Annotated in this window: 29 protein-coding genes and 2 pseudogenes; 6 read left to right on the top strand and 25 right to left on the bottom strand. The window is 29.6% G+C overall.

The window, feature by feature from the left end; translation table 11 throughout:
- A partial coding sequence (locus G9F74_RS27595) for a peptidoglycan-binding domain-containing protein (RefSeq protein WP_165406349.1) occupies nucleotides 1-725 on the bottom strand: 725 nt, incomplete at its 3' end.
- 507 nt (nucleotides 726-1,232) lie between these two features.
- On the opposite strand from G9F74_RS27595, the gene G9F74_RS27590 reads away from it, so the two are divergent.
- A complete protein-coding gene (locus G9F74_RS27590; RefSeq protein ID WP_016107774.1) occupies nucleotides 1,233-1,586 on the top strand; it encodes a helix-turn-helix domain-containing protein in 354 nt (117 codons plus the stop codon).
- 168 nt (nucleotides 1,587-1,754) lie between these two features.
- Here the strand turns inward: G9F74_RS27590 and G9F74_RS27585 are convergent, their stop codons facing one another.
- From G9F74_RS27585 to G9F74_RS27545, 9 genes are all read right to left on the bottom strand, one after another.
- Nucleotides 1,755-2,012, bottom strand: coding sequence for a glutaredoxin family protein (locus G9F74_RS27585; RefSeq protein WP_016107775.1), 258 nt, complete (start codon nucleotides 2,010-2,012; stop codon nucleotides 1,755-1,757).
- A 350-nt stretch (nucleotides 2,013-2,362) separates the two neighbouring features.
- On the bottom strand, nucleotides 2,363-2,725 hold the full coding sequence (locus tag G9F74_RS27580) for a hypothetical protein (RefSeq protein WP_016107776.1): 363 nt from the start codon (nucleotides 2,723-2,725) through the stop codon (nucleotides 2,363-2,365).
- A 250-nt stretch (nucleotides 2,726-2,975) separates the two neighbouring features.
- A complete protein-coding gene (locus G9F74_RS27575; RefSeq protein WP_097854609.1) occupies nucleotides 2,976-3,566 on the bottom strand; it encodes a hypothetical protein in 591 nt (196 codons plus the stop codon).
- Between the two features lie 938 nt (nucleotides 3,567-4,504).
- Nucleotides 4,505-4,729, bottom strand: coding sequence for a hypothetical protein (locus G9F74_RS27570; protein WP_165406348.1), 225 nt, complete (start codon nucleotides 4,727-4,729; stop codon nucleotides 4,505-4,507).
- Nucleotides 4,730-5,148: 419 nt separating this feature from the next.
- On the bottom strand, nucleotides 5,149-5,370 hold the full coding sequence (locus tag G9F74_RS27565) for a hypothetical protein (protein WP_016107779.1): 222 nt from the start codon (nucleotides 5,368-5,370) through the stop codon (nucleotides 5,149-5,151).
- A gap of 3 nt (nucleotides 5,371-5,373) precedes the next feature.
- Entirely contained in the window at nucleotides 5,374-5,967 is a 594-nt protein-coding gene (locus G9F74_RS27560; protein ID WP_016107780.1) for a sigma-70 family RNA polymerase sigma factor, read from the bottom strand.
- 371 nt (nucleotides 5,968-6,338) lie between these two features.
- Nucleotides 6,339-7,394, bottom strand: coding sequence for an N-acetylmuramoyl-L-alanine amidase (locus tag G9F74_RS27555; protein ID WP_097854608.1), 1,056 nt, complete (start codon nucleotides 7,392-7,394; stop codon nucleotides 6,339-6,341).
- Nucleotides 7,395-7,397: 3 nt separating this feature from the next.
- Nucleotides 7,398-7,658, bottom strand: a complete 261-nt coding sequence (locus tag G9F74_RS27550) for a BhlA/UviB family holin-like peptide (RefSeq protein ID WP_016107782.1) — start codon at nucleotides 7,656-7,658, stop codon at nucleotides 7,398-7,400.
- A 566-nt stretch (nucleotides 7,659-8,224) separates the two neighbouring features.
- On the bottom strand, nucleotides 8,225-8,665 hold the full coding sequence (locus G9F74_RS27545; RefSeq protein WP_016107783.1) for a hypothetical protein: 441 nt from the start codon (nucleotides 8,663-8,665) through the stop codon (nucleotides 8,225-8,227).
- 589 nt (nucleotides 8,666-9,254) lie between these two features.
- On the opposite strand from G9F74_RS27545, the gene G9F74_RS27540 reads away from it, so the two are divergent.
- Nucleotides 9,255-9,566: a hypothetical protein gene (locus G9F74_RS27540; protein WP_016107784.1), complete on the top strand. Its 312-nt coding sequence runs from the start codon at nucleotides 9,255-9,257 to the stop codon at nucleotides 9,564-9,566.
- 174 nt (nucleotides 9,567-9,740) lie between these two features.
- Here the strand turns inward: G9F74_RS27540 and G9F74_RS27535 are convergent, their stop codons facing one another.
- The gene (locus tag G9F74_RS27535) at nucleotides 9,741-9,959 is read right to left on the bottom strand and encodes a hypothetical protein (protein ID WP_097854607.1); all 219 of its coding nucleotides are present in this window, start codon (nucleotides 9,957-9,959) and stop codon (nucleotides 9,741-9,743) included.
- A gap of 537 nt (nucleotides 9,960-10,496) precedes the next feature.
- Between G9F74_RS27535 and G9F74_RS30285 the strand changes: the two are divergent.
- Nucleotides 10,497-10,682: pseudogene (locus tag G9F74_RS30285) on the top strand (IS6 family transposase); the annotation flags it as partial.
- Nucleotides 10,683-10,819: 137 nt separating this feature from the next.
- Here G9F74_RS30285 and G9F74_RS27530 read toward each other — a convergent pair.
- The gene (locus G9F74_RS27530) at nucleotides 10,820-11,158 is read right to left on the bottom strand and encodes a hypothetical protein (RefSeq protein WP_016107786.1); all 339 of its coding nucleotides are present in this window, start codon (nucleotides 11,156-11,158) and stop codon (nucleotides 10,820-10,822) included.
- A gap of 796 nt (nucleotides 11,159-11,954) precedes the next feature.
- On the opposite strand from G9F74_RS27530, the pseudogene G9F74_RS30280 reads away from it, so the two are divergent.
- Nucleotides 11,955-12,184 (top strand): annotated as a pseudogene (locus tag G9F74_RS30280) (IS6 family transposase); the annotation flags it as partial.
- 97 nt (nucleotides 12,185-12,281) lie between these two features.
- Here G9F74_RS30280 and G9F74_RS27525 read toward each other — a convergent pair.
- The 10 genes from G9F74_RS27525 to G9F74_RS27480 all read right to left on the bottom strand — a co-directional run bounded on the left by G9F74_RS27525 (nucleotide 12,282) and on the right by G9F74_RS27480 (nucleotide 19,636).
- Nucleotides 12,282-12,728 (bottom strand): sigma factor-like helix-turn-helix DNA-binding protein, encoded by a 447-nt coding sequence (locus G9F74_RS27525; protein ID WP_097854606.1) that lies wholly within the window; start codon nucleotides 12,726-12,728, stop codon nucleotides 12,282-12,284.
- Nucleotides 12,729-12,826: 98 nt separating this feature from the next.
- Nucleotides 12,827-12,979 carry a Fur-regulated basic protein FbpA gene (gene fbpA / locus G9F74_RS27520; protein ID WP_016107788.1) on the bottom strand — a complete coding sequence of 51 codons (153 nt, stop codon included), beginning with the start codon at nucleotides 12,977-12,979 and terminating at the stop codon, nucleotides 12,827-12,829.
- Between the two features lie 353 nt (nucleotides 12,980-13,332).
- Entirely contained in the window at nucleotides 13,333-14,637 is a 1,305-nt protein-coding gene (locus G9F74_RS27515) for a DnaB-like helicase C-terminal domain-containing protein (protein ID WP_097854605.1), read from the bottom strand.
- Nucleotides 14,638-14,647: 10 nt separating this feature from the next.
- Entirely contained in the window at nucleotides 14,648-15,385 is a 738-nt protein-coding gene (locus G9F74_RS27510) for a helix-turn-helix domain-containing protein (protein ID WP_016107791.1), read from the bottom strand.
- A 119-nt stretch (nucleotides 15,386-15,504) separates the two neighbouring features.
- Nucleotides 15,505-15,687 carry a hypothetical protein gene (locus G9F74_RS27505; protein WP_016107792.1) on the bottom strand — a complete coding sequence of 61 codons (183 nt, stop codon included), beginning with the start codon at nucleotides 15,685-15,687 and terminating at the stop codon, nucleotides 15,505-15,507.
- A 1-nt stretch (nucleotide 15,688) separates the two neighbouring features.
- Entirely contained in the window at nucleotides 15,689-15,889 is a 201-nt protein-coding gene (locus G9F74_RS27500) for a hypothetical protein (RefSeq protein WP_087949004.1), read from the bottom strand.
- Between the two features lie 130 nt (nucleotides 15,890-16,019).
- Nucleotides 16,020-16,622: a Rha family transcriptional regulator gene (locus G9F74_RS27495; protein WP_097854604.1), complete on the bottom strand. Its 603-nt coding sequence runs from the start codon at nucleotides 16,620-16,622 to the stop codon at nucleotides 16,020-16,022.
- 37 nt (nucleotides 16,623-16,659) lie between these two features.
- Nucleotides 16,660-16,863 (bottom strand): helix-turn-helix transcriptional regulator, encoded by a 204-nt coding sequence (locus G9F74_RS27490; RefSeq protein WP_097854603.1) that lies wholly within the window; start codon nucleotides 16,861-16,863, stop codon nucleotides 16,660-16,662.
- A gap of 1,227 nt (nucleotides 16,864-18,090) precedes the next feature.
- The gene (locus tag G9F74_RS27485; protein ID WP_097854602.1) at nucleotides 18,091-18,309 is read right to left on the bottom strand and encodes an alpha/beta-type small acid-soluble spore protein; all 219 of its coding nucleotides are present in this window, start codon (nucleotides 18,307-18,309) and stop codon (nucleotides 18,091-18,093) included.
- A gap of 154 nt (nucleotides 18,310-18,463) precedes the next feature.
- Nucleotides 18,464-19,636: a tyrosine-type recombinase/integrase gene (locus G9F74_RS27480; protein WP_165406347.1), complete on the bottom strand. Its 1,173-nt coding sequence runs from the start codon at nucleotides 19,634-19,636 to the stop codon at nucleotides 18,464-18,466.
- A 404-nt stretch (nucleotides 19,637-20,040) separates the two neighbouring features.
- On the opposite strand from G9F74_RS27480, the gene G9F74_RS27475 reads away from it, so the two are divergent.
- Complete coding sequence (locus tag G9F74_RS27475) at nucleotides 20,041-21,042, top strand: helix-turn-helix domain-containing protein (protein WP_016107799.1); 1,002 nt, start codon at nucleotides 20,041-20,043, stop codon at nucleotides 21,040-21,042.
- A 217-nt stretch (nucleotides 21,043-21,259) separates the two neighbouring features.
- Here the strand turns inward: G9F74_RS27475 and G9F74_RS27470 are convergent, their stop codons facing one another.
- The gene (locus tag G9F74_RS27470) at nucleotides 21,260-22,243 is read right to left on the bottom strand and encodes an ATP-binding cassette domain-containing protein (RefSeq protein ID WP_165406346.1); all 984 of its coding nucleotides are present in this window, start codon (nucleotides 22,241-22,243) and stop codon (nucleotides 21,260-21,262) included.
- Nucleotides 22,244-22,274: 31 nt separating this feature from the next.
- Between G9F74_RS27470 and G9F74_RS27465 the strand changes: the two genes are divergently transcribed.
- The gene (locus G9F74_RS27465) at nucleotides 22,275-22,541 is read left to right on the top strand and encodes a hypothetical protein (protein ID WP_016107801.1); all 267 of its coding nucleotides are present in this window, start codon (nucleotides 22,275-22,277) and stop codon (nucleotides 22,539-22,541) included.
- Nucleotides 22,542-23,311: 770 nt separating this feature from the next.
- On the opposite strand, the gene G9F74_RS27460 is transcribed toward G9F74_RS27465, so the two are convergent.
- Both G9F74_RS27460 and G9F74_RS27455 read right to left on the bottom strand, forming a co-directional pair.
- Nucleotides 23,312-24,208: a helix-turn-helix domain-containing protein gene (locus G9F74_RS27460; RefSeq protein WP_016107802.1), complete on the bottom strand. Its 897-nt coding sequence runs from the start codon at nucleotides 24,206-24,208 to the stop codon at nucleotides 23,312-23,314.
- Between the two features lie 133 nt (nucleotides 24,209-24,341).
- Nucleotides 24,342-26,324 carry a DUF3472 domain-containing protein gene (locus tag G9F74_RS27455; RefSeq protein ID WP_016107803.1) on the bottom strand — a complete coding sequence of 661 codons (1,983 nt, stop codon included), beginning with the start codon at nucleotides 26,322-26,324 and terminating at the stop codon, nucleotides 24,342-24,344.
- Nucleotides 26,325-26,756: the final 432 nt, after the last annotated feature.

The following is a 26,756-nucleotide window of genomic DNA, read 5'->3' as shown; positions in this document are numbered from 1 at the left end:
TGACCATTAAAGTATAAAGCGTATTGGAATAATGTAACGAATCTACCTGAACTACCTACTTTTAAAATTGGTAATCCCTTCTTTGTGTCAGGACCAATTGAACCAGTTTGAGAACCTGCAGCAATTCCCATTTCTGTTTGTAAACCATACACTAAAGCTTTATTTGTACCTCGTTGGTAATGACCATCCGTTGGTTGAACACCAGATGTTTGGTAATATTTATTATTTAAATCTTGTTGAATTTGTCGTACTTTCGCGTCTCCACCCGGAGTTAGGCGATACGCATCCATTGTTAAGAAGGCTTTAAAAATATAGTCATACACTTTACCATCAGTGACTGAAAGACCAGCATCTTTTTGTAAACTTACAACTGCATTTTTCGTTTTCTCATCAAAAAGTTCATCAAAATTCCCAGGATTATATCCTTTACAATACATAGCCCCTTTTAAAATTTTAACAATCGCTCTTCCTTTTGCATCACGAGGAACTTGTCCTAAAGTCATTTCACCCCACTGCTTATATTTAGAAGCTGTAGTTGGTCCAAATGCATCTGCAAGCGAAGTAATACCCAATTCAACTTGAAGCGCTCTTGTTAAAGCATACATAGTTGACCAACCTGTTTTACCATTTAAAGGTGCTAGTTCAAAGCCCTTTACAGAGTAATACTTCTCATTTACCCATCTTTGTACATTAAATACTGCTGTATCTCCCATTGGTTCTGCCATTATAAATTCTCTCCCTTTTTCTTATTAGTGAAGCTTAATTTACTAATACGATCTGATATATATATATATATAACTTTATAAACGAATAACTAGATACATTAAGCTTGTACTTTATAAAGTGAACAGAAATCAAAATTACTAAAAAAACCAAATAATATTTTCATTTTTTTGGAATCAACAAAATAGTTCTAGTGCAAAGTCCTTCTTCAAAAAACTTTGTGGCCATTTTATGTTTCCAATTTTGGTTTGATCTCTTAAATACGTGCCTTACTACCTGTAGAGCTAGTAACAAGTTAAAAATTAATTTCAACTATAATATGTATGTTGAGAAAAAAGTTATCTATCATCATCTATGTCCATTCTTAAAATACAGTTTCTTATTTTCAATCAAGTAAATCAGGGATTTATACTTTTTTAATAAAAATAAGAAACATTACTTGTAGTAAACATATTGTTTACTTTATAATTTATTAGGAACTGGATACTTTCTATAAAGGAGGTTGAATAATGATCGGAGAAATAATAAAAAAATTAAGGAAAGAAAAAAATATAACTCAAGAACAATTAGGTGCTGCTGTTGGCGTTTCTAAAATGGCTATATCTTATTTTGAAAAAGGAAAAAAAGCCCCTGGTCGTGAAACATTAGAAAAAATAGCTGATTTTTTCAACACTACAACTGATTATCTGTTAGGTAGATCAGATGACCCAGAATTAACTGAATTTGAATCTAGGGTTGTGACTGAAGAAGGAAATAATATAATAAAGCTAATAGAAACTCTCCCAAAAGAAGAGCGTCAAAAAGCATGGGAACAATTAGAAATGTATGTTAACTATATAAAATTAAAAAATGACACTAAATAACAAATAAACCGGATGTTGAAACGCATCCAGTTTATTTGTTAACTCCAGAATACATTTTTTACATATTACTTAAAAAATTCAGCATATTTTATTTTTTAAGCAACATGTTGAATTGAAATCGTATACTCCTGAATGATGCCAAGTATATTAGATGTTGCATATTTGGTATTATTTTTTTGGCTTTAACATTTTCTCATAACTTTTAGAATTAAAACTAATTACTTTTGTTTCTGTCTTTTGTTTATAATCCTTAATAATTAACACTGGGATAATCGATTCATTATATTTTCTAAACTGTTGCAGATTCCCTTCATCTGCAACATCCTTCATAATGAACGGAATAGAATTTTCTTGTAACCACTCTTTTGCGTCTACACAAGTTTTACATCGATCGTTTCCATATAAGATAACTTCTTTTTCCACCATTTCCCTCATCCTCCTCTAAGATTTACAAAAAGAAAAGTATATACTTAAATTCAAAATGAAATTTCATCCTAATTATATATATGTAAACCTTATTATTTTTAAAGAAATATATAGAATAGAATTTCTAGCGTTTGTAGTTCTTTTATTCTGCAGCTCTCTAGAAACTTTTCCTTAGTGTAAAGTTCTTTATTCTATTGTTCTTCTTATCTCATAAAAATATAAAAAAACTTTATATCCATTTTCTAATTTAATAAACCTATTATATTCTATCTGAGCAATATCATGAATTAGATTAAATAAAAAGCGAAGAGAGTTGATCTTCTCCCTTCGCTTCCCTTACAATCTATTAATTATGACCGCGCAACAGAGAATGAATAAGTATTAACAGATCCCTTATAACTTGGATTAGCTTGAGATTTATAAGTCATTAATACGCGATAACGCCCAGCCGGAAGACCCGAAAGACTCAAAGCCTTAGTAGGCGTTTGATGATTAAAGGTACCTGACGCTGATCGTTTGTTCACCCATGAAGATCCGCTCTGGTATTGCAGATTAAAAGTATACGACCAGTTCGGCGCTACTGTATTACCATTCGGACCAGCGATCCCTCCACCTGAATAAGTACATTCTGCATCTACAGAAGTTGCACCTGCACCATATCTATCTGCATCAGTACATAAACTAAAGACATAATTATCTGGATTACAAGGCATAATAAAAACCCCTTTCTAAATTTATATTTAACGAAATTCACTAATTCTAATGAAAGTAATATCTCTTCCGATTACCTAGCAAATTACGCTCTTATCTAATAAAGTTAAGGAGAGGTGAAAAAAATCAAAAAAATGTCGAATTTTATCAAAAAAACTCGACATTTTTATATTTATGTTATTCCATTCCACTCCAAATTCTATTGAAACTCAGAAAAGCGGTTCCTTTTGATTCCCTATATCTCTTATCTTATTACTCTATAATAGTTAATTCAAATTGTAACTCTTGTGGGTTTGAGTTCGTTTCTTTTATTGTTACAATGTTCCCAACCTTTATTTTCTTGTCATTTACAATTTTTATCATTTCCGGGGGTACATTACCACCATTATTCTCTTTATTCAAGGGTAACCATTTAACCGCCTTATCATTTACTTCAATAATTTTATATTTAATTGTTCCATCGTATTTTATTTCACCAACAATGTCTTTAGTTATAATGGCTTTATATTGATTATTTGTAGTTTTTTCAAACGATACATAATCACCCACATCAATACTTCCATTTCTTTTAGGCCCTTTCCATGAAGTTGCAATAATATCATATTTATTTATTTTTAAAGTATTTTCACTTTTTCCATGATTAACATCCTCTAGATAAATAATGTCATTTTTAATTTTCGTAACTATATATTCTTTATCCTCACTAACCATTTCATTTTGTTCTTTCTTCTTTTCCATTTTTAAATTTTCTGCTTGTTCCTTGTTCTGCTTTGTAGATTTATTTTCACTACATGCTCCTAATAAGATTGTAGCCACTCCAATTAATAATAATAATTTCTTCATTACACTTTCCTCCTAGCTTTATAACACATAAATAAATACTAACATACTCTTATTAATTTATGTGCCTATCAACTGACAATCACTTTGCTAGGGGTTATCAATACAATCCAGTCCATTCTTCTTCTCTTTTAATTATTTGTAATGGTATCTAAAAATTCAAATAAACCAGGGACTTCTAATGTATTAATAACTTCTATTTTCTCAAATACCTTCTTATTATCCGTATTTTCTCTCTTAAGAAAAATTTATCCATAAAAAAGTATAACCCTACACGTAAGGTGAATAAAAATTTTGCTTGGTACTTAAGGTTTGTTGTACAGAAACAGACATAAAAAAGCCATGCTTTCCTATGATTCTACAGAAAGAATAGCATATTTTTTTATTTTAAGAGAGCATTTCTTTTTATCAGTTGGATAGTAATGCGACGGTACTCTTAAAAGGAAGATCTTCTAGCTTATTACAAGATAAATTTCCAGGATGCAAAAGAAGATAACATGGAAAACATTTGTGAGTGAGAGGATATTTGTTGTAACAGTAGGTACTGTAACAGAAGAAATAATAAGAACTTACATAGTAAATCAATTCATTGAAGGTAGAAACAAAATATTTAAGATTGAAGAGTGAGCCTACTTAAGTTCTTTGAGTAAGACTTCAGCCTACAAAAGAATCTATTCTTGAACATTTATGCCGAATTCCACTTACTAAAGCAGGTGGTCGTTTAAGGCTTGCATATCTTGCTGCTCCCACCCTCTCATATATCCCTTGTACTATAATTATGTGAGGTGTAGTCCCTAGAATGATATTCTGATAAGTTTTCTCTCGCTTGAAAAAAAATACTCGTCAAGCACCTAAGTAGCCAATGTAGATAGTGCATTCGGAGGCACTTTGCTCAAATACCCCTTGATATCTTCGAACATTTTGGTGCCTCCTTTGCATTTTTATCGATAAATATTAAATGAATACGTAATAATTTGATAGCCCCCTGGATTTAAGTACGCACGTACACGGTACAACCCAGGCAGATTGTCTGTGATATTGAATGACTTAGTTACCTGGTTGTAAAAAACACCACTCGTAAGATCAGTAGCTGTCCAGGAACCATTCACATTCCTTTCTAAAGCTGCTGTATATTGCCAATTTACATCACCATATGCATCTGTCAAAGTGATATTACTTTATTAAGTGAAACAAAGATAGAATAAATCAAAAAACAAACAGAAAAGAATAAATTTTCAGAAACACAGAAATTAGTTGTAGGACAATCGTTACAACCGCAAAATCTTTAACCTTCTATCGCCTCATGCCTGCCAAAGCTGTAAAAACCACGCTAAGGTAGGAAACGTGGTGAGTTAACGTACAAGAAACTTACGTTCTCATCATAGGAACTACGATTAGAGCCAGCTAATATAACTGGTGAATACAGCAGTACTCGTAGGAAACTCCCACATCAAACAGACCACAAGGTCGTTAAGTGGGAGTAGTTCAAAAATTCTTATTAAATACGGATTAATTTATATGTCTATTAACTGATAATCATTTTGCTATGGGTTATCAATACAATACAGTCCATTCCTCTTCTTTTTTAATTATTCGTACTACAATCTAAAAATTCAAAAAAACCAGGTACCTCCAATGTATTTATAACATCTATTTTTTCAAATATCTTCATCTTAATCTCTTGTTCTAAATCTTCTCTTTCTTGATAGGGAGTATTTTGTAAACAACTACAAATTTTAAATTTAAAAATCCGTAAGATTTCCTCATAATTACAACTATTTAAATTTTGATTGTTTAATTCTATCATATATTATTCCACCCCTATTAATTGTGATTTAAGTATTTTTAAAGCTTTTTTATGATTATAAGAAATAGTCTGCTCTGATGCCGATAGAATTCGTGAAATTTGTTTATTATTATATTCATGAACATAGTATAAATTTAATATTTCCAACTGCTTTTCACTTAATAACCCTAAACCTTTGTATAGTAATTCATCTGTTATATGCTCTTTTAAGTGAGTTTGATTTTCTTCGAATTGCATATAAGTAGTATCTGTTAAATCATCGCTCATTAATTCCAAAATAGTCGTATTATTCTCCCCTTCATTGGTAACTGATTTATCTAAATTTAATATATTTCTCTTATTATTAGTGGAAACTTTTTTATCAAAACCTATAGAGTAAAAATAAATTAAGTTACTAATATAACTTATTATTTTTACTTTTTTAAAATAAGCTTTAAAAGCTTTATCTAGTAGCTGTTTGTTATCATTTGTTGGTTTTTCCATAACATTAAGAAACAGCTCATAATTATCTGAATTTCCAAGAAAATTCCGCATAATAGGATCTTCTAATTTTTCTTGATATAAGCTATAAAAATTATTAATGTCTATGTTATTCAAAAAATAACCCCCTAATATTAAGAAGTACCTTAAGGATACAAAGTGTTTTTATATAGGCCCTAAAGTAATTGCAATGAACCGCAAAGCACTTTTCTTTTCTGCTCAGCAGTGTTTTCAAAATATATTTTTAATACACAATACTTTTTTAAAAATATTAATTACTTCCTTGCGAAATTTGTTTTCTGTTTCCTTATCAATTGTTAGTATTAGAAATAATTGTTTCAAACAGAATTCCTCCTTGTGTTGATTAGAAAAAATTTTTTAAGAATAAATATCAAACTAAGAAATTTATAAAATTATAGTTTTTAAAACACTTCAAATACTCATAACAAACTAAACAAAAGCAATGCCCAGCGGACATTGCTTTTTAATCAGTATTTGATTGTTATATAAGATGGGCTTGCTGTAATATAAAATGTCATGTTTTTACTATTATGAACTTTATATTGTTTGGAACCATTCACCATAATCTCAGCGTCTATAATAAAACCTTCTCCAACATTTACAACACCAGCAACATCTTTATCTTCCCAAGAAGGCGATTTATAAAAGCGTAAATTATCTATCTTAGAGAGAATCCGGTGTCCTACAATTGATGAACTCACATTCTCCTTCGTACCAATCCTAATATAGGATGGATCATATTTTATCCATTGATTTTCCCCAATGTTTAACCATCCATTTTGTTCACTTAATACAGCATAAGATTCTGGCTTATTTACCTGACGAATTACTGAATAACTTGTCCCAGGTCCTTTTCGTACATTAATATTCATTCCTTCAATATATACAACCTTATTACTAGAAGGTTCATTTACTTCTAAGGATTCCCTAGCATTAAGTCCATCATTAGAATGAGCGTATGCCCTCTTTACATCAGAACGAAATTGAGACTCTGAAACACCGTGTCTTAATAAATAATCCAAAGGATCTTCATGTGTTGTACCCCCAAGATGTTTACGGACATCGTCATGTGTCCATAACCCTTCTTCAACTGATAATCTCTGATTACGCAAAATCATCGCAAGTAGCTTCACATATTTATCGTAGGAACGCTTGAATTTATCATAATCAGCAGTTTCACAAAGCTCTACATGTACAAAGCGGCTATTTGCATTTGGACCTGCACCATATGCAATATACTTTGTATCCGCAATTTGAATTGTTTCATTCCAATCTACTGCATAATGTACAAAAGCTGAACGCCATGTACGAGTTTCATATTTTTGAATATTAATAGCCGGTGCTTCCGGTGTTGCTGTACTATGTGCGACAACACCTTCATATGCACCAACCCCATTTCGATAAGGAAGTTTCGGTAAGTCCTCTATTAAAAGAGTTCTATCAGCATAAGCACCTGTAGCAAAACTTACTAAAGACATAACTGCAATAAATACAAAGGTAAATAGACGTGATATTTTTTTCATAAATCAGTCATCTCCCTTTTTACCCAAAATTTGTTTAATTTCAGATACATCTTTAGATAAAACACCAAACGCCTCAGCTTGTTTAGTAATAACAATTTGATTTTCTGTGATTGTTTGTTGATATCTTTCTTCTCGCTCTTTATTTTCCAGGCGTGTTGATTCTAATAATTCTTTACTCTCTTTCCTTGTTGAAAATAGCAACCACACAAATAAGGCGCCAAAAGCACCTTGTGATAGCATGGTATTTACAATCTGTTCTTCCATTATATTCATCCCCTTTTTTCCATAAAAAATAGAAGCACTTATATGCTTCTATTTTTTTTAACAATATTTTGTTATATATTTAAAACGCATTTACTTTACCGCTTTTTTAAGTATTTCTAATTGCTTATTTAGCAACATTTAATTTCCCGATATTTAAAATTAAATATCTATTAACTTCCTGCAATCCAGACCATTATTTTATAAATATATTAGTTAAATACAAATAAAACATTTATCATGAATACAAAATTAGAAAAATATAGGATATATCATTGACCTAACCGACTTAATAGTAAAGTCAGTGTGCTAAATACATCCCCATTTAGCTTAAATAAAGTAACAAGAATTCCATATCTAACATATTAACAGTACTCAGAATAAAATTAATTTTTAATCCTCTAACATCCACTCCTACTTACTAATATTATACCAATAATTAAGCAAGTGCAGTGTGACATAAGTGTAGCATGAGTGTGTCATCTATTTGTTTTAAGGTTCATCTTTTAAAGTGTACATTGTTACTTCCATATTTCATTTCAAACAGTTTGAACTCCAATACATAGGAATTATATAATGGTAATACAACCTAGACTAATAAGGAATTTCTTTATAACTTGATTACGAATTAAAAACAACGTTTTGTCACTATATCCTATCTTCAAGGCACACTTATCAATTGTCCAATTATAAAAATACCTATATGTAATAAAATCCCTTTCTACTTCTTCTATATTTTCTAAAGCATTATCAATAGCTTCTATAATAAACACATATTGTTGTAACTCTAATTCTATCTGACTTCTTTCATTCCCCATACATATTTCTGAATTTTCATTCCCTTCTCTTCTCGATACTTCTATATTCAAAAATACTGTATTTAAGAGTTCTAACTTTTTTTTCAAATTAACAATTGCAACCTTATAATTAGTATAATTTTTTAGGTGGAATTCTATTCTTTTAATATTTTTCTGTTTTTCTTCCTTTGAAATTTTTTCAACTGTTAGCATAGTAGTTTACCCCCTTAATAAATATACTTCCTATGAAAAAATGTATAATTATTAATTAATACTTCATATTATTTTATCATAAATAAGAACTTGTGTTCTCAAAATAGTGTAGCATCTTAAAAAAGACAACTAAAACGATAAATTTTGATTATGCACAGCCAAATGATCTTTTCAAACTACACAACTTAATTATTTTTATAAAACAATATATACAGTTTCATAAATTTAATGTAATGGAAAATATAATATAAATATTAAATATCAAGAGATGGAATAGCTCGCAGTAACGTGAGCGACAAATTTACCTAAAAGCGTAAAATTTATATTAATAAAAACTGTAAATTCCGTTCTGGCATTTACATCAAAATGTCAATAATGTTTTTTAACAATATGAATTGTATTTTAATCAAACTTTTTTATACACCTCTAAAAAAATCCTCTTATATTTTTTAATTATTCTACTTTCATTTCACTTAATAGAGTAAAGAGCAAATTTACTAGATAACTTGATTAAATAAATATTCCCCTAAGTTATATCAGTAAATTTAGCTCTATTAATATAAAATAAAAAAACTGGAGGAATTTTATTATGGTAGATTATTTCGAAGCAAAATCTGGTGTGGGTTGGCATGATGCTACCCTCCATGTATCTAAAAGTGGCGGTAACATTAATTTCACGGTTGCAGTATCTAATGTTGGTAGCTGGGGTTATGAGGGCCGTTACACTGCTCGTCTTGAAAGAATGCAAGGCGGAAAATTGGTAACAATTGCTACAAAAAATGGTACTTGCGCCCCAAGATCAAATGGTTCGTTTACAAACGTTGGTGGCTCCGGCACATCAATGCGTGTTAGTGTAACAATGGAACATGGTGGATTTGGTTCAGTACAGTTCACTCGATAATTTTACATCCTGAGTATGACATCAAACTGCTTAAACCTAAGAGGCTAGTATTTACTAGCTTCTTTCTTTTTATCAAATAATATTAAACAACTATAATTGGAGGAATTTTATTACGGCAAGGACTGGAGAACCAATCGAATTAAATAAAAAACATCTCCCACATGGCGAAGTATCTTACATTGTAACAGATGAAGATTCCAGGGTAATAATTGTGAAGTCATTAATTAAACTTAATAGTGAAATTGCAACATAAAAACAATCTTTATCAAAATATATAGATTGTTTTTGAACGCTTGAACAATCATAATAACCTGATTCTATTACCTCAAATTCATAAAAAACTAATACAACTTCATTTGTTTCCCATTCTTTCTTTAATCGGTGTCTTTCCATAAAAAACCTCCACATATAGTATGTAAGGAGATTATCTCATGGGTTATTTACAAATAGTAGGTGGGGAATATTTGACGCTTACGCAGTAACTGTGAGAAAAATTAAAGATTACTTTCGTCTTGAGATTCAAAATTAGTTAGGATAAACATATTATTAATTTAATCTCTTCCCAATATCATCTCTTTTATAGCCTATCTAACACTTAATCATTTCTATTTATGTAGACTTTAAAATTGCTGTTTTCACTCTTACATTTTTAAGAAAAAAGCAAATTTCTTGTCTGGTATCTTAGAAAAACCAGATAGTATCTAAAAAAAGCTAGGGGAATATCTTAGAAAAACTAGAGGTAGTTTCTGAAGGAAACACTAACAATACTAATATTAACAAAAATAACTTAACAAGAAATATGTACTATAAACTAATCAGTAAAATTAAACATTCAAAAGAATGAGCCTACTCATTCCAGAAATATCCCTTATCTTTGTTACTATTACGTAGATTTTAAGCCCTGTTTTCTACATAAACCTACACTCTAGAAAACAGGATCATAAGCATGTAAAAAGACGTTTTACCAAATATAAAGAATTTCAAAATCTTATTCATACTTCACGTACAATAGCAGATATTGAGACTATTCATGCCCTTTATAGTAAAAGACGAAGTCCTCAAAGAGACTCCAACTTTTCAACTATACATTTGTTAATTCTCTCTAGTAATATATAGTTGCACATTATTAATAAAATATATTTTTCGAATCATATCGTTTCATATTACTACTAATCCTTATAATTTTTTTGTATCTTTACCCATAAAAAACAAAAATATAATTATAAAAAAAAAAGACCTCCAAAGAGGTCTTTTTATCGCTTTACAATAAATCCTGGAGTTCGAATAGTATCTTTAGCCCCAGTATCTTTACGTTGATGATCAGCAACTACTCGGTAGCTACCCCCAGCTCTTCCTGATAAAGAAAATGATGGGAAAGCAGCCCTTGTAAACCATCCGTTCTTTTTCTCAACTGTTCCCCATGAGCTACCATTCCAAAACTGTAAATACACAGTATAATCAAAAGTATAAAGCCCTTTAATAGAATCATCAGCTTCAATTGTTAAATCAATGGATGTTGCCCTTGCACTGTATGAAGCTGCATCTGTACATACTCGTACGTAATAATATTCATAAGGTGAACTACAATTCATTAATATCATCTCCTATAAAATAATCTATATTTTTTGTAGAAGTCTCTGCTATAATCTTTGTAATTTTATATTGAGAAAATACATTATAATACTTCAATAAGAATTTCTCCAATTCATATAACAAGCGCCTAATATTTAAAATTCAAATATTAAATTACTTTAATTCTTCCCAGTACTTCTATTAATAGTTTAACCTGTAAAGAGTTCATAGAAGCCTAAATTATATGTAAAATATATCTAAGAAAAATCTAAAATATTATATTAAAATCCTGATATAAAAGAATTCTTCTTTCTCTAACATGTATACATTTTTGCAACAACAATAGGCAGAAGGTAGATTTAGTTTATGGCAAAAGATTGTATTACAGATTTCGCGATGTGGGAAATCCCATATTGGACATTAGTCCGCCTTTAGGCATAAGATTAAAGGTTGGCTTTTCATAGAAAAACAGTAGTATTTTGGTTATACTTGACCTATAGACAAACACAAGTCTTTAAAATGCCTATGTATTCTTTAAAAATTAACTATCATATGGAGTTGGATAGCCAAATTTAAGTTATTGTTAAAATGACATGTGTGGGCAAGAACAAGATGCTAAAACATATGAACACACAATGGTCTGTACGGTATGGTGAAAGTAACGTAGCTCACGAACCTATAGGATCTGTCATGAAAGTGGTGATGGCACACCGAAATTTTGCATGTCAGCATTACCAGAAATGGAATTCACCTTTGGTAGCAAGCATCCCACTGACGTTAGTCAGCTTGCCTCTTTAGGCATAGTAGTGTCAAACTACAACTAATTGTGCAATTAAACGTTTAAACAATCTTATTGAACAGAACCATAGGCATGTAAAGAGATGTTTTGCCAAATCCGCAGTATCTCAAAATCTTCTTCATACTTCACGTACAATAACAGATATTGAGGCTATTCACGCCTTTTATAAACAAAGGCGAAGTACTCAAAGAGACTCCGCCTTAACAACACGTACAATGAACTTCAACAATTATTAACTACTTCCTAAATATTTGTCTGCATTTATCAACCTATATATGATTTTTCAAACTTTTCAACTATAAATTTGTTAGATATCTCTAAAAATCATATATAGTTACAAAGTATTAATGAACCATATTTTTTATATCATATCTTTTCATTTTACTACTCACTCTTCTAATATGACTATGGCTATAATTTAGTAATACAGCAATTTGTTTCAAATTCATTCCTTTTACATCCCTATAATACATAATACGTTTTTCTAAATCTTTCATACTTTCCATTACGTCCTTAACTTGATTCATTAGCTGTTGTTTATCCTGTACCATCTCAGTTAATACATTAATTTTACCAGCAATCTTATTGTGCCTAGTATGAATTTCTACTAAATCTAGTGGTATTTTTCCACCTTGAACACGCTCTTTTGAATAATCAACCACACTATTGAATTTCGGAGCGCTCATAGCCATATTTTTCATCAAAAACTTATGTTCTATCTCTAAGTCTCGTATTTGAATCTTCAACAAATCTATTTCCTGTGCCAAGTCCTTAAGCAAAATTTGTTCCATTACTAATCCTCCTATTTTCCTCTTTTAATTCATAAGCATGATTTTCAACACTAAAATGTACTCAATCAATTTGATTAGAAAATAAAATAATTTTATAATTATCTTCTCTCTTCAAGTCCTTGATCTAAGTGATTTACCTTTTTTATTAATTTTTCTAATTGTTTTTCACTAAGTTCCCATAGTTGATATTTATTAAACTTGTATATTCCATTCTTAATTAAATACACAATTAACTCATCTTTTTTTCCCATTAGTCCACCTAAACCCGAATAAATAATTTTATCGTTATATTAAATTATACAGATTTTGATATTAGTTTATTACTTTAATCTCTCTAGTTTTTGTATCCTTTATTTCATATAATTTTCAACATCTAAAAATAACTTATACATTATAGATAACAATATTTCTCTTTCTCATATAATCCTTTAAATATTGATTCATAGATTGTCTAAATCTAAATTCAAAATAGTAATCCAAGCAATTAACATGATCTTCAAAAGTCAATACCTTCCGCTCAAACACAAGATATTCAATTAATAACCACACACTTACTATTCCATCTTTCTTTGCTTCTGTATAAAGTTCTAATATTGTCATAGAACTAAATTCCTTTTTCAAGGTATATATTTGTTTTTTTAACGAACTGGAAGGGTAGTGTTCCCACAAATCCATTTCGATTTTTCGCAATAATTAATTCAACATCATGAATTTCTTCTGCTTGTTGTTCTCTATTAAAATATGCTGGACGGTGGGGAAAAATAATTAAATCAGCAATCTCCTCAATACTTCCCGATTCACGAATATCAGCCATTGTAGGTGCTTTGTCTTGTTTTCCCTCTACACTACGGTTTAATTGCGCTACAAGCATGATTGGCACACCATGTTCTTTTTGTATTTCTTTTAGCTGTTTCATGATGTATGTAAATTTGAGATGATTATTTTGAAACGACTCATTTACATCAATATGCCCTAAATGATCTATAGCAAAGAAATGTTTTCTATCTGGGTTTTCTTTTACTATTTGACGAATTACTGTTCGAATTTGATCAATATTCTTTTCTGGACGAACATTAATGGAAAGTTCCGCTAATTTACCACATGCCTCGTAATATTTCTCCCAATATTTTTGTTTTTCATGAAAAAATTTATTTGGATTATTCATTGTCGCAACAGGAATTTTTCCTTCTGCAGCAATCCATCTATCTATAATCTTATTTTCATCCATTTCACAAGAGAAAAATGTTCCCATATATTCCTGGCTTTGATGTGCTCCACGTCGCATACTTTCCAGTACAAATGCTGTTTTCCCTACAGATGGACGCGCTGCTACTACTATTAAATCTGATGGTTGCCAACCATCTAAACCTTTATCAAGGATATTAAAACCTGTAGGGGTTCCGCTTATTCCATTTAAAGGCATTTGACTATGCATTAAAATACGGTTCTCTAATTTTTCTTTAAACGAAGGTTGTGATTTCATTGTAGTACCTGGAATATTATTTATTTCAGATAAAAGTTTGTTAAGTTGTTGATAGCTATGTGTGAATTTCGATTTTTCTTTAAAATCTTCGAATGTAAGGAGAGCTTCATTTACCGCAATAAACTCAATCATCTTGTCCTCTATATATTTAAAGTTATGAGTCAAAATCCCTAATTCATATATATTGCTTAATGTACTAACTCCACCAAACGTAGCCATCTTATCTTCGCCAATTTGAGAAAGCGACATCATATCAACAGGTTTTTCATTACTTTGAAGTTCTTTCATTATTTTAAATAAATTTCTATTATATCTATTTAAATAATGTTTAGTCCTTAACTTTGTTTCATATATTAAACTATTATCATGAATCATCATTCCAAGAATATAACATTCATTTTCGTAATGCACCTGATATTTATTCACTGAATGCACCTCAATCTAATAAACTATCTATAGAGAAATCGCTTGTTTCAAATATCTTCGAAATTTCTTTCTTTTTTTTCAATTCAGCATATTCTAGATAACATTCATTGTTGAAAAAATTAGTAGCATGTTTAATATATCTTGTTTCTACACAATTTCCTTTAATATATTCAGCATATCTTTGTGTTCCCAAATTTATCATTTCAAAAGAATGTTTTTTAGTAGCCATATTAAATGATTTATAAGCTGATTTCTTATCAATCTTTTTAGGATATAGCCCCCATACACATTCAAACTCTTCTGAATATTCGTCATTCAAAACCTGGATACTTGTTAAATTTTTCTTATTAAAGTTAACTTTATTTATGTTTCCTTCAGTTACTACCTCTTTTTTCTCTAAATCGCTCTCTTTCTCATTTTTAGATACCGTACCTTGTTTTTCTGAAATACTAGATGTAGGTAAAAGGTGGTATAAGTTAGAAAGGTTATCACCCTTATCATCTCTCCTTAAAGTTTTTGATATATATCCTTTTTCTACCAAAGTCTTAATACATTCAATAATCTTTTTCTTGCCACATCCAACCTTTTTAGCTAGTGTATTCAGTGATGGAAAGGCTGATTTTGTTTTTTTATTTGCATATCTAACAATTACTGCATAGGTTTTAAACGCATAAACATCCAATTCACCATTATCTATAACTCCATTATCTATCATAAAAAAGCCGCCTCGTTTATTAATAAAGTCCATAGATACTCCTTTCCTCCCCTACGCTATTAAACCCTATAGGGGTATTCATCTAGTTAATATATTTTTATTACTTAATATAAAGAATTTAAAATTTCTAAACGTCTATCAATCTATTTAATTTAAAAAGGATACTCCTCTTCTATCTCCTGTTTACTTAATTCATATATTTCTTCTAATACTTGTAAACCATGTTCATAAGCAAGAATCATTGCTGTTGAAAAAGTATCCTGCTGTTGTTTATGGTTTTCAATTAGTCGTATAAAAATTCTTTTTTCTAAATTAAATTTATCATCTAAACTCATTTTATTCACCTGCTACTTTCTTTATAGAATAATTTTCAATAAATTGTTTTATACATTGTGTTTCACAATGTATAAAATCTCCATCAAAGTCATAATAATGCTCACCAAAATAAATTTCTCCCTGGCAACCTTCACAATATTCCAAGTAATCATTTTCTCCAGAATTCATGTATTCACTGTCTATAATTGGATTTTCAATCAATTATAATTTCCCCCATTCTTTAAAATAACTAGGAACTTATTAAAATCCACATAATATTTACGCGATTTAATAATTGAATTCTCTTCTTATATATACATACTGAAAGAAATCCTTTGTAAATTTCTATTGTTTATGCTGTCATATTCTTTTTATTTAACAATGTATCAGCTACCCTTATTGCATTTTCTAGTTTATTTTGAATTGCTAAGTATTGCGGAGCTGTTAATCGCTTCAATTTGTTCTTTTTTTTATAGTGATACATTTTTAATTTTAAATTTGTTCTATATGTCTTGTTATACATCGATCTAAATACCCTCCATGCCTTTTGAAAACTAATATTTTTGCTCAAAGCTAAAAGTCGAATCATTTTATTTAAACGTTGCTGTAGACAGCTTTCTGTATTTAGATTAACAAAAGTATTACTACAATATTCTACTAAAGTATTTACATTTATATCTCCCATTTTTCTATATGCAAATGTATTTTCTGTCAGTTTAAACGTAGGAGAGTCTATGCCTTTAATTGCATAAACTGACTTAATAAATTCACCTACAAAAAATTCCCCTTTTTCAATTTCATTTAAATTTTGAATCTGATTTATAATAGTACTTATAACAGAATTTTGATCCTCCTTATACATGTCAGCAACAATCAAGCTATCCGTTACGATTGTAATTCCTTCCTTCAATACCAAATCATTAACTAAATCTTCTCTTTTTTTTGTGCTAGCCATATATATCCCCCTTAAATAAACTACAAGTTTACTAAATCTATTTAAAAAAAAGATCTTTCGGATCATCTTCAAACGCGTTTGCAATTTTTACTGCCAGATCTATTTTTAGATTCCTTTTACTATTTTCTATATACCAATAATGCATCTTTGTTATCCCAACTTTATTAGCGACTTCTTCACAAGTCCATCCCTTTTCCATTCTTCTTTGTTTTAATTTTTCCAAATTAATTACCCCTTCCATTATCCATACTCTAATTTTAAATAAACTACAGGTTTATTTCAAGTCTTTTTTATATAAATTCCCTATATTTTTTATAGACTATGTATTAATTCTACAGATCGATTAAAACTAGACAGAAAAAGCCACCTATTATTTTTTTTCTATATATACTCTAGATAGGCACACCTTTAGAATATCCTCTGTATTAATTTTTCTTCCCTCTTTTAACCATAGTTTTACTACTTCCTTAGCTAATTCTTGCTTATTCATCTCAATTCCCCCATATTCAACTTAATATTTATGAATCTTTTCGTATAGTTTTACTTTTTGGTTAAATATATATAGGAAATCCTTCTTAAACGTAGGAATGACATCGTTCTATTCAAAACGATGTCATGCTAAATGTTAATAATACTCCGCGCATTGCTAACCACTATCTGAATGAGGCATTCGAGCTAAATACTTCACCTTTTATTGTGTTGTATCATCTGTATTTGGCTCTTTTAATATAAATATGGACTCACCTAATAGAACCGCTAGAATTATTAATCAACCTCAATTTTCTTCTTTCGCTTTGACTAGTTGATATTAATTTTTTAGAACTAAATAATTTTACCAAAATTATCTTTCATTTAATAAATTTGTAGTTAAAAAAGAGCTCTCACTATTATCTATTACACTCCTGTTTCTCATATCCTAATAATAAATTATCATTTCGCTTACCAAATTAATACTAATGTATCCATTTTTTTAAATCCCTATATGAATATTTTACCACAAAACAGAACCTATGTTCTAGTTCTGAACACAGAAAATCTAAAAAAATTTAATAAAATTTGGTAAGAGTTTTTCTTGATAAATCAACAGTTACTTTAAAACAGCATAGCTACTACATCACTATCAAGCTAACAAAACAAAGTACCCCTAAACACCCTATTCTTTTTGTAGAATTATAGGAAAGGATGACTTTTTTGCATGTCCATTTCTGTATCTGATAAATTAAGACTCTTGGCGTAGTTATGAATTTATAAAATCATAAAATATAGCGACAGAACGTTTAATAGCTTTATTTCCCTTTATATAGCATTTTATATCACCCTATACTTATTATATTATCTTTGTAAATAAAACACTTTACAAAGGAATTTGAGAAGCCGTTTTTCAATCTCACAATCTTATTTTTCACTTATTTTTCAAAAAAAATAAAAAATAATCCAAAAATGGATTATTTTTTATCACTCCTTTAACTTAGTGTAATCTGTATTGACCAGTTAATTGTTCCTCAGCCATTCGAACTAAGCGTTTTGTAATTTCTCCACCGACAGATCCATTTGCACGTGCTGATGTATCTGGTCCAAGTGTGACTCCTAACTCACGAGCAATTTCATACTTCATTTGCTCAATAGCACTTGAAGCAGCAGAAATAAGAAGTTCATTTGTATTACTTTCGCTTCTTTGAATATTCATAATTACACCTCCATCATATTTATATATAACATGTTCTTAATTATGATATTTATACATGAGTTAATTATTTTCTTGTAGTATTGTTTGTTTCTCCTTACCATACTCCACTAATTGAATTTGAAACACATGCGAAACCTATTATAAATCTTTTTATTCATTGCAACATATCCGCAAAGAAAGTACCCACATTATTCTTCCGTTTCATATGCTTTTCTAAATAGATTTTTGTTGTTTGTATATTCTCATGCCCCAGTGTTTGCATTAAATGGTATAAATCTGCATTTCCTTGTTCTACTGCCATAATTGCGAAAGCATGACGGAAAGTATGCGCTGTTACTGGATTTTCACGGAACTGCAGAAACTCTAAATCTGTCTTTTTAATCATATCCGTCACCTGATTCGATAACGTTTTTGAATTATAAAAGTTTCCTCTTTGATTTATAAATAAAGGACTTTCGTCTCCTCGATCCAATATAGTTTTTAACCCTCTTCTTTGTCTCATTTCACAAATACATTGGTATAAATGCTCAGAAATGAAAAGTTCACGCACTTTATTTCCTTTACCTGTAACTTTTAACCAGTGCTTTCCGTCATAATGTAAATCTTTTACCCTTGTTGTACACAATTCTTGTATTCTTGCACCCGTACTTGCCAGAGCTAGTAAAATTGTATAGTTTACTAAATGTCCTCTTTCTTTATAAAACCCTAAAATTTTCATAACTTCATCATAGGATAAATCCCGATTTGGCCGGTCCTGTTCATTTACATTTGCACGCTGCAGTTCATCATGAAGAGGTTTTTCAATATAAGCAAATACATAAAGATGTTTTAAGAACGAACGAATTAATACTGTTTTCTTTGCAAGTGTTGCCACTGCATATGTATCACCATTCCTACCTTTCTGTACCTGTTTCAACCAGGAATTATATTTACGAATATGCCAAGGTTGCAATGTCTTCAATAAAGAAGCATTTTGGTGTACTTCTTCCCCATTCAATTCAAATTCTTCTGCATGCTGCACCATGCATTGACAAAATGACAAGATTTCAGACACATAGCTCTTTTTTGTATCTTCTTTTTTATTCTTCTTCTCATCCATATCTTTTTGTAAATGTACGAAATGATAAATTACTTCTAGGTCACTTAGATACGTATATTTACTCTTTCCCTCTTTTTCAGCTATCTCCATTTTATCTTCCACTGTATCTACATAACGATTATTATGCAGAAATGGAACAATATCTCTTATATTATCTAAATATGTATCTATGTATCCACTTTTATTTTTAACAATCGGTAAGTTTTCTTTTTTATTTTTATTATCCATACTTCAAATTTACCTCTCCTATTAAATATTATGAATATAATTATCTTTATTAACTGTACTTATCATTTTATTTCAGTTCTATTAATTATACAAACTATAATCCATATTCTTTATGTAAGAACCCTATATTCTTCTCTATTTAACTATGTTTATATTTTTTTATAATTTATTAGTAAATAGATATTATTTATAAAACAAACAGAATGAACTTTATATCTCATATATAATAAAATCTATAATGATAACTAATTAAGATATAAAATGATTTATAAATAATCCTAAACTATAAAAATATATATAATGTTTTATAAAATCTATTTCTTATTTTAAATATAAATCAAATTCTGATATGATATATATATATCTAAAATATTAGCAAACAATAGTTATGGAGGTGTCCTTTCATGACACAAGATTTATTGTTTATTACTAAACCTACTGTAACGACAAAAGAGGCAGCCGACTTATTAGGAGTAACTGTACAGACAATATTAAAGAAAGAAAAAGATGGGTTAATAGAATGCGTATATAAAAACAACTGGAAACAATTTGGTAGCAAGATTTTCTATTTAGAGGATATTGAACACTTAAAAAATAAAGATGAAGTTAAAGGTCTTAGCACGAAAGAAGCAGCTGAAATTCTTAATGTTGCACCATCTACTATCTTTACTTACATTAAATCCGGAAAATTACCTGCAACAATGGTAGAAAAACGAGGAAAACAAGTATATCTTATCGATGAGGAAGAGCTAGAGATTTTTATGCTTGATTATGAAAAAAATAAAACAAAAGAGCGCAAAACATTTATTACTAAGATTCAAGATGAAGATATATATTTATATCAATTATTAAGACATCTACATACCGGAAAAATAGCTAGGGTAATAGAGATCAATGGAGCAGATGGAAAGATTCTAACAGAGGATGAAGAAATTTTCCCACTATCCACTTATAAGGAACATGATTTTTCCTTTGAACCCCTTCAGAAACAAGCGGTAATTACAAAACGTGGATATTTATCTTTTTCATTTAAAAAGCCTCAATTATTTAATTCCATTACTTATAATTTAATTAACTTATTTTATAAAGAACTTGGTGTCACAAATATGCGATTGACTATTACATCAGATACTATCAAATTAGAAATTAAACCTTTCGTATTACAAATAGAGCCATTGCAATTTCAAGAGGAGATTAAACACTTACATTCTCATATGAAATCCGGCACAATACTGCCACATGTAGAAGGGATTTACTTTAAAAGTAATGTAGAGCCATTAACTTTTCATGCCGATCATGAATTTAAACAAAAAGTAGTTCAAATGGCCGCCGATGCTGGTATTGGGCAAGAAGAATTTTTATTGCAAGCTGTAAAATCTTATATAACAAATTTAGAGCTGGATTAAATAATACATCAAATAAAAAAGAGAAAAACTAACTAAAATAGTTAATTCCCCTCTTTTTTTATTTACTAAATACGGATTGGATTTTCTTTTATTAATTTATATTGTTGCTTTAAAATAAAGTTTAATCTATTACTTTTACATTAAATTCTTTTCGCCCCTAAGAAAACCAAATGCATGAGTAATCAATTTGTATAACTCATGCATTTAAATTGTATTTTTATAAGAAAGTTTTTTCGATGTTTTTATTGGTATACCATACAGATTGTGCTTTGTAAAGTTTACTATATTCTCCTTTCAAATTCATCAATTCAATATGAGTACCGCTTTCAACAATCGCTCCATCTTTAATTACTAAAATTTCATCAGCATTACATGCCACACCTAAACGATGAGTTATATAAACCACAGCTTTTTCTTCATAAAGCTTAAAGACCTCTTCCATCATATCTACTTCAGCCTTTGGATCAAGAGCTGAGGTTGGTTCATCTAAAACAATTAAATCACTATTCCTAAATAAACTTCTCGCTATTGCAACTTTTTGCCATTGCCCACCAGATAATTCACTACCACCTTCAAACATTCTTCCAAGTCGATTATCAACACCTTTAGGAAGCTCCGCTAACACTTCATCTAAGCCCACACAATTGATAATTTCAGTTAATTTAATAGAATTTTGTAAATCCTCTATATTTCCAAACCCTATATTCTCTCTTAAGGAAAAATGAAATCTTTCAAAATCCTGAAATAACACTGAGATTCTACTGTGATATGACTCTAAATTTATATGATTTAAGCAAATATCATTTACGAATATTGAATCTTTACGAGTAGGATACAACCCCATTAAACATTTTATTAAAGTTGTTTTTCCTGCACCATTCAATCCAATAATCGCTATTTTTTTCTTAGGTTTTATTGATAATGATATATTCTTTAATACTGGTTTATCTGTGTTAGGATAAGTAAAAGAAAGGTTTCTCACTTCAACCTCTCTTAAATTATTAATTTCCAAACCATTAACTTCTGATACTATTTCATCCTCATCAAAAAATTGCTGATATAGCCTAATATATAAACTATTTTCATACAAGGCTGCTATCATTTTTATCATTTGACTTAAGGAATCTTGAATATTTTGAATTCCTTGTATAACTGCAATAAAGGCCCCCAGCATAATCTTACCTGTACTAATTAAAAACACAACTATCATACTTGCAATGGCGTAAGTAAATATGGTGATGATTTCCGCAAAAAATATATTGATACTTTGTTTCTTTATTAACTTTATCTCTTCTGACGTATTTTTTGTAAAAAAGTTACCTTGGGTTCATTTTATTGAAGATAATACTATAGCACAGGACTACTTAATAACAGAATCTCCATACATGGTTTTAATTAATGAAAAAAGAAATATCCAATTTTTAGGTGGTAAAGAAAAAATTAATTTATTAATTACTGAAATTCTAACTGCTAACTCACAAAGTAGTGCAGTTCTATAACATAGCTTTACTATTTAACAGGATCGAATCTTATTCAGAAACTCCAAATTGAGTTTCTGAACTTTGCTTATAAATAGGTGCTTTAAGTAGGTAATAAAATGTTTTAATACCTTCTCGGTCCTTTTTATATTCACTATAGGTAATTAAACTTATTTATTTCACTAGTATATAATAAATTCTAATATAAAAAATAACTCCAAAATATACAATTAAAGTTAATTTTGGAGTTATTCTTTGTTTACTTTATTTTTTTCGGTATTCTCTATCTAAAAGATAAACATGTTGACCACGGCAAGATTTAATCAATTTTTCTTTTTGTTCAAACAATATTAAATCAGATTAGAAATCAAATCTTTCTGTGTTTTCTGAAAATACAATCATGAGCCTTTGATGGCATAAAACATTTTGTATAAATGAATACATACAAAGTCATTATATTTTTTCTTCTTGAATTAACCCTTTCATTGCTTGATCTACATATTTTTGTACATAATCTTCAAGTTCTATTTCCTCAATAATTTGTTTCCTCTCTTTTCCTTTCCATGAATAACTGGATAAAAAGGAATTTGATATTTTGTTCTCTCTTTGATTATTTCTAATGATAAGCCCCCTATTGCAACCAATCCGTTTATCGTTATAAAAATTTTTTAAAGAAAAGATACCTATGGCGCCTTCCTCCGACTTGAACCACTTCAATTTTAATAATATGGTTCTAGTTTAAAAAACTATAGGGATTTTTCCTGTGAGCTTTGTAAGTAGTTTTTAAGAAATTATGCGTAGTTATTTTTGTCTTTGTTTCCGAAATATTCTTTTTTAATTATTTCTAATTTGTTTTCGTTTTTTGTTAATTCAAATATAAATAACGCTGTTTCCATGTTATTAGCAACATTTTCGTCATTAGGTTGTTTAAGCTTTAATAAGTTTGAACCTTTTCCATAGTATAGTTCACCCAATAAGTATAAAGTATTTAGATTAAGAGCTAATTGGATACCCTTATCAATGTATTTTATTGCCTCTTTGTATTGACATGTGTAGCTTAAACATTTTGATAAATTATAAATGATTTTTAATTTAATTTCTTTATCTCTAGGAAAATCTAACTTGTTAAAATTAGTTAAACATCTTTTAAATATATCAATACTTTTTTTGTATTCTTTATTTTCTGCATGGAATATAGCCATTGTATGCAGGATATCTATTTCTCTCTCAGATAAAGAACCAATATTGGTTAAAGTTAGTTTCAATGCATGATTTAAAAGCGTTAAAGCCGATTTTATTGAGTTATTCACACGATATATAGCAATTGCTTCATGCCATATTAGAAATTGTTTATCTTCTTTTGTTTGAAAATTATTTGTGTATTTTTCTTTTGTTACTATTTCATAAAGCTCTTTATATTGATGTTGTCTTATGCAATCCCTCATTACATATTTTACATTTTCTGTGTATTTTAATTTCTTGTTTTGAGTTAGTGCAAATATATTATTTGGATCAATACCAAGTCTTTCTGCTAATTGATATAACAATATGCTAGATGGATAAATCGCACCTTTTTCTATCTTGCTAATTTGACTTTGTGAACATATTCCATGACATAATTCGGATTGTGATATATTTTTTTTAATTCTAAGTTCTTTAATGGTAATACCCAAATCATTAAATTCCATTCTTTCACCTACTATTTAGCACTTTATTAATATAAATATATTTTCTAACCCTTAATGTACGGTAAAATTAATATAGTTGCAAATATTGTTTATTTTAAAGATCTTTTTATAAGTTTCAATATTTATCAGCCCGCTAAATAAGTGGATTCCATAATGCCACAGCGAATATCCAATTCGGGTCACCATTTCCTTGATGATTTTGAACAGCTTCATACACTTTCCCTTGATGTTCTACTTTGTCTCCCTTTGTATATGCCTTCTTCGGATCCCACTTTTCATAAGATACATTTTGATCTTTTGTTTTTATTGGGAGAATGTTACTTTGAACTGATGTATTTCCAGCTGTATCTACAGCCTTCACTGTATATTTATATTCCTTATTAGCTGTAAGTTTTTGATCAATAAACTTCGTGCCTTGTATTGTTTGAATTAGTTGTCCATCACGTAATACCTGATATTCTTTTACACCTACATTATCTGTAGAAGGATTCCATTTTAGTTCAACACTGTTAGAGGTAACATTGCTTGCATATAATCCTTGTGGCTGTGTGGGAGCTTCTGTATCTGGTTTCGGATTTACAATGTTGTCTACCTTCTTCAATCCTTCTTTTGTAATCTCATAGACTGCTTTATTCCCAAAGCTTTCCTGAATGTTCTTTTCCATATTTGTAATAGTAGCTCGGTTCGCACCTTCTAGATGTATTAACTCGATATAATCGCCTACTTTGACTGAAACTTTTTGCGATTCAGCATTTTCTTGTTTATTTCCATAAATATCTTTCTTGTATACTACTTTTCCTGATGCATTTTGTAATTTAATACTTGCATATGTTTCATTAAAATAATGATGCGGTACGCCTGCTTTTAAGTCAATTTTCATTTCTTCTGTCGACTTATTGAAATTGATTTTAGCAAACTCGAAATCACTAATTCCTTTTAGGGACCATGCAAATTGATTCCCTACTAAAATATCAGAATTTCCATTTGTAATTCCTACTTTCTTCTCTACAGTTCGATCAAATATATCTGTTAATGTAATTTTAGCATAAGCTGTTTGAGGCAATTGCATAGTTTGACTTACCTCAGTTTGATAGGACTTAATATTGTCGATTACTTTCAAAGCTTGTCCCGTTAACTTTTCATTGTCATAGATTTCAATCTTTCCTTTAAACTGGGGAGTACTTTGTTCTTTCAATTTCCAAGACACATTTAATTTTTCATTTTCAAAACGAATATTTTGAATATCAAAATCCAAATTTCCCATTTCTGGCTGACTAGGCTGATTTATATTAAAAGTCTTTCCAGTACCAATCGTTGATTGCGTATTTCCTCCTGCCTTAACCCATACATATTCTGAAGTTGCTCCTCCATCGTATTGATAAGAAGTATCATGTTGCCCAGAAATACGCTGATTATTCCAAGAATTCCATTGTTTATCTGAAACTTTTCTGCTATATCCATTTTTAAGACGTGCTTCTCTTACATCTTGTCCATTACCAGCCCAGTCCTCTTGAAACATCGATAGACCATAGTTAAATGCAACATTCGCAACTGGATGATCCATAATAGCAACTAATTTCCATTGATTTAATTTATTATCTTTTATCCACTGGCCAAACTTTGTATGGCCATCTTCTTGCCAAGAACGTAGGGTCATTTGATACCATTCACTATCTTTCCAATTATAAGTTGTTTGAACCTTCAGACCTGTTCCTTCTCCTCCAAATCTACTGGCTTCTGAAGTCGGGGATAAATATTCCGCTTTTATTGCTTGGTTTGATGCTATTGGATCCCAAAGTGCAAAGTGAAGCGTACGTTTACCGGTTTGATCAAAACCGCTTTGTTGTTGAAAGCCAGCATAACCGCCACCCTCTCCCCCCTGATTCCAGTTATGTACAGCCCAATATGTATAAGGTGCTGTTTGGACTGGAGACCAGTCTATGCTAATGATATCTGAAGCAGCAATATTTTGTGGTGTTACATAAACTGATGGAGCATGAGATCGGATTGCTGCCTCTGTACTAGAAATTGGTACTCCATACATTGACATCATGGTGCAAACCGCAGATATCATAACAATTTTTTTTACTCTTCCCCTTGTTTTTACATTAAACATAACTTCCTATCTCCTTTTAAATTATTTTAATTACATTGAATAATAACCATATACATACTATTAAACAAATTATGTAAAAAAATAACATTTAATATGTTACCTAGATATGTTTAATGTTATTTTTACTACTATTACTAATCAAATTATAGTATTTTCTTATAAAATCGTATAATTAGGGAATAAATGTAGACTAAAAATATTATAAAAATTCATAAATATGTAGTTTTAGATATTAATGATGAAAGATCTACTAAATAAATTAGTTGATTTTATCGTTTTCCGACAGAAGACTCCTTCCTCAAAAATGTGAAGGTGTGAAACACCAATTTTAGGTGGGAGATGAATGTCGGTTGGTATAGGCCAACATGTTTGCTATCATTTACTTGTACAGATTGCTCTTTGAAAACTGAAGATATGAGGTTGGTTGCAGAA

Origin of the sequence: Bacillus sp. EKM202B (genome assembly GCF_011066025.1) — a bacterium.
GTDB lineage: Bacteria > Bacillota > Bacilli > Bacillales > Bacillaceae_G > Bacillus_A > Bacillus_A toyonensis.
Note: the sequence above shows the minus strand (reverse complement) of the source record. Positions and strands in the feature narration are given on the sequence as shown.

Excerpts from the sequence above, each read along its gene's own strand:
- G9F74_RS27550 (WP_016107782.1), bottom strand. The coding sequence starts at position 7,658 with ATGGAAGAACAGATTGTAAATACCATGCTATCACAAGGTGCTTTTGGC.
- G9F74_RS27485 (WP_097854602.1), bottom strand. The coding sequence starts at position 18,309 with ATGAATATTCAAAGAAGCGAAAGTAATACAAATGAACTTCTTATTTCT.
- G9F74_RS27480 (WP_165406347.1), bottom strand. The coding sequence starts at position 19,636 with ATGGATAATAAAAATAAAAAAGAAAACTTACCGATTGTTAAAAATAAA.
- G9F74_RS27565 (WP_016107779.1), bottom strand. The coding sequence starts at position 5,370 with ATGATAGAATTAAACAATCAAAATTTAAATAGTTGTAATTATGAGGAA.
- G9F74_RS27545 (WP_016107783.1), bottom strand. The coding sequence starts at position 8,665 with ATGCTAACAGTTGAAAAAATTTCAAAGGAAGAAAAACAGAAAAATATT.
- G9F74_RS27535 (WP_097854607.1), bottom strand. The coding sequence starts at position 9,959 with ATGGAAAGACACCGATTAAAGAAAGAATGGGAAACAAATGAAGTTGTA.
- G9F74_RS27540 (WP_016107784.1), top strand. The coding sequence starts at position 9,255 with ATGGTAGATTATTTCGAAGCAAAATCTGGTGTGGGTTGGCATGATGCT.
- G9F74_RS27475 (WP_016107799.1), top strand. The coding sequence starts at position 20,041 with ATGACACAAGATTTATTGTTTATTACTAAACCTACTGTAACGACAAAA.
- G9F74_RS27495 (WP_097854604.1), bottom strand. The coding sequence starts at position 16,622 with ATGGCTAGCACAAAAAAAAGAGAAGATTTAGTTAATGATTTGGTATTG.
- G9F74_RS27505 (WP_016107792.1), bottom strand. The coding sequence starts at position 15,687 with ATGAGTTTAGATGATAAATTTAATTTAGAAAAAAGAATTTTTATACGA.
- G9F74_RS27555 (WP_097854608.1), bottom strand. The coding sequence starts at position 7,394 with ATGAAAAAAATATCACGTCTATTTACCTTTGTATTTATTGCAGTTATG.
- G9F74_RS27575 (WP_097854609.1), bottom strand. The coding sequence starts at position 3,566 with ATGAAGAAATTATTATTATTAATTGGAGTGGCTACAATCTTATTAGGA.
- fbpA (WP_016107788.1), bottom strand. The coding sequence starts at position 12,979 with ATGGGAAAAAAAGATGAGTTAATTGTGTATTTAATTAAGAATGGAATA.
- G9F74_RS27460 (WP_016107802.1), bottom strand. The coding sequence starts at position 24,208 with ATGGAATTTAATGATTTGGGTATTACCATTAAAGAACTTAGAATTAAA.
- G9F74_RS27490 (WP_097854603.1), bottom strand. The coding sequence starts at position 16,863 with ATGGAAGGGGTAATTAATTTGGAAAAATTAAAACAAAGAAGAATGGAA.
- G9F74_RS27525 (WP_097854606.1), bottom strand. The coding sequence starts at position 12,728 with ATGGAACAAATTTTGCTTAAGGACTTGGCACAGGAAATAGATTTGTTG.
- G9F74_RS27580 (WP_016107776.1), bottom strand. The coding sequence starts at position 2,725 with ATGCCTTGTAATCCAGATAATTATGTCTTTAGTTTATGTACTGATGCA.
- G9F74_RS27590 (WP_016107774.1), top strand. The coding sequence starts at position 1,233 with ATGATCGGAGAAATAATAAAAAAATTAAGGAAAGAAAAAAATATAACT.
- G9F74_RS27510 (WP_016107791.1), bottom strand. The coding sequence starts at position 15,385 with ATGGACTTTATTAATAAACGAGGCGGCTTTTTTATGATAGATAATGGA.
- G9F74_RS27530 (WP_016107786.1), bottom strand. The coding sequence starts at position 11,158 with ATGAATTGTAGTTCACCTTATGAATATTATTACGTACGAGTATGTACA.
- G9F74_RS27465 (WP_016107801.1), top strand. The coding sequence starts at position 22,275 with ATGGTGATGATTTCCGCAAAAAATATATTGATACTTTGTTTCTTTATT.
- G9F74_RS27455 (WP_016107803.1), bottom strand. The coding sequence starts at position 26,324 with ATGTTTAATGTAAAAACAAGGGGAAGAGTAAAAAAAATTGTTATGATA.
- G9F74_RS27585 (WP_016107775.1), bottom strand. The coding sequence starts at position 2,012 with ATGGTGGAAAAAGAAGTTATCTTATATGGAAACGATCGATGTAAAACT.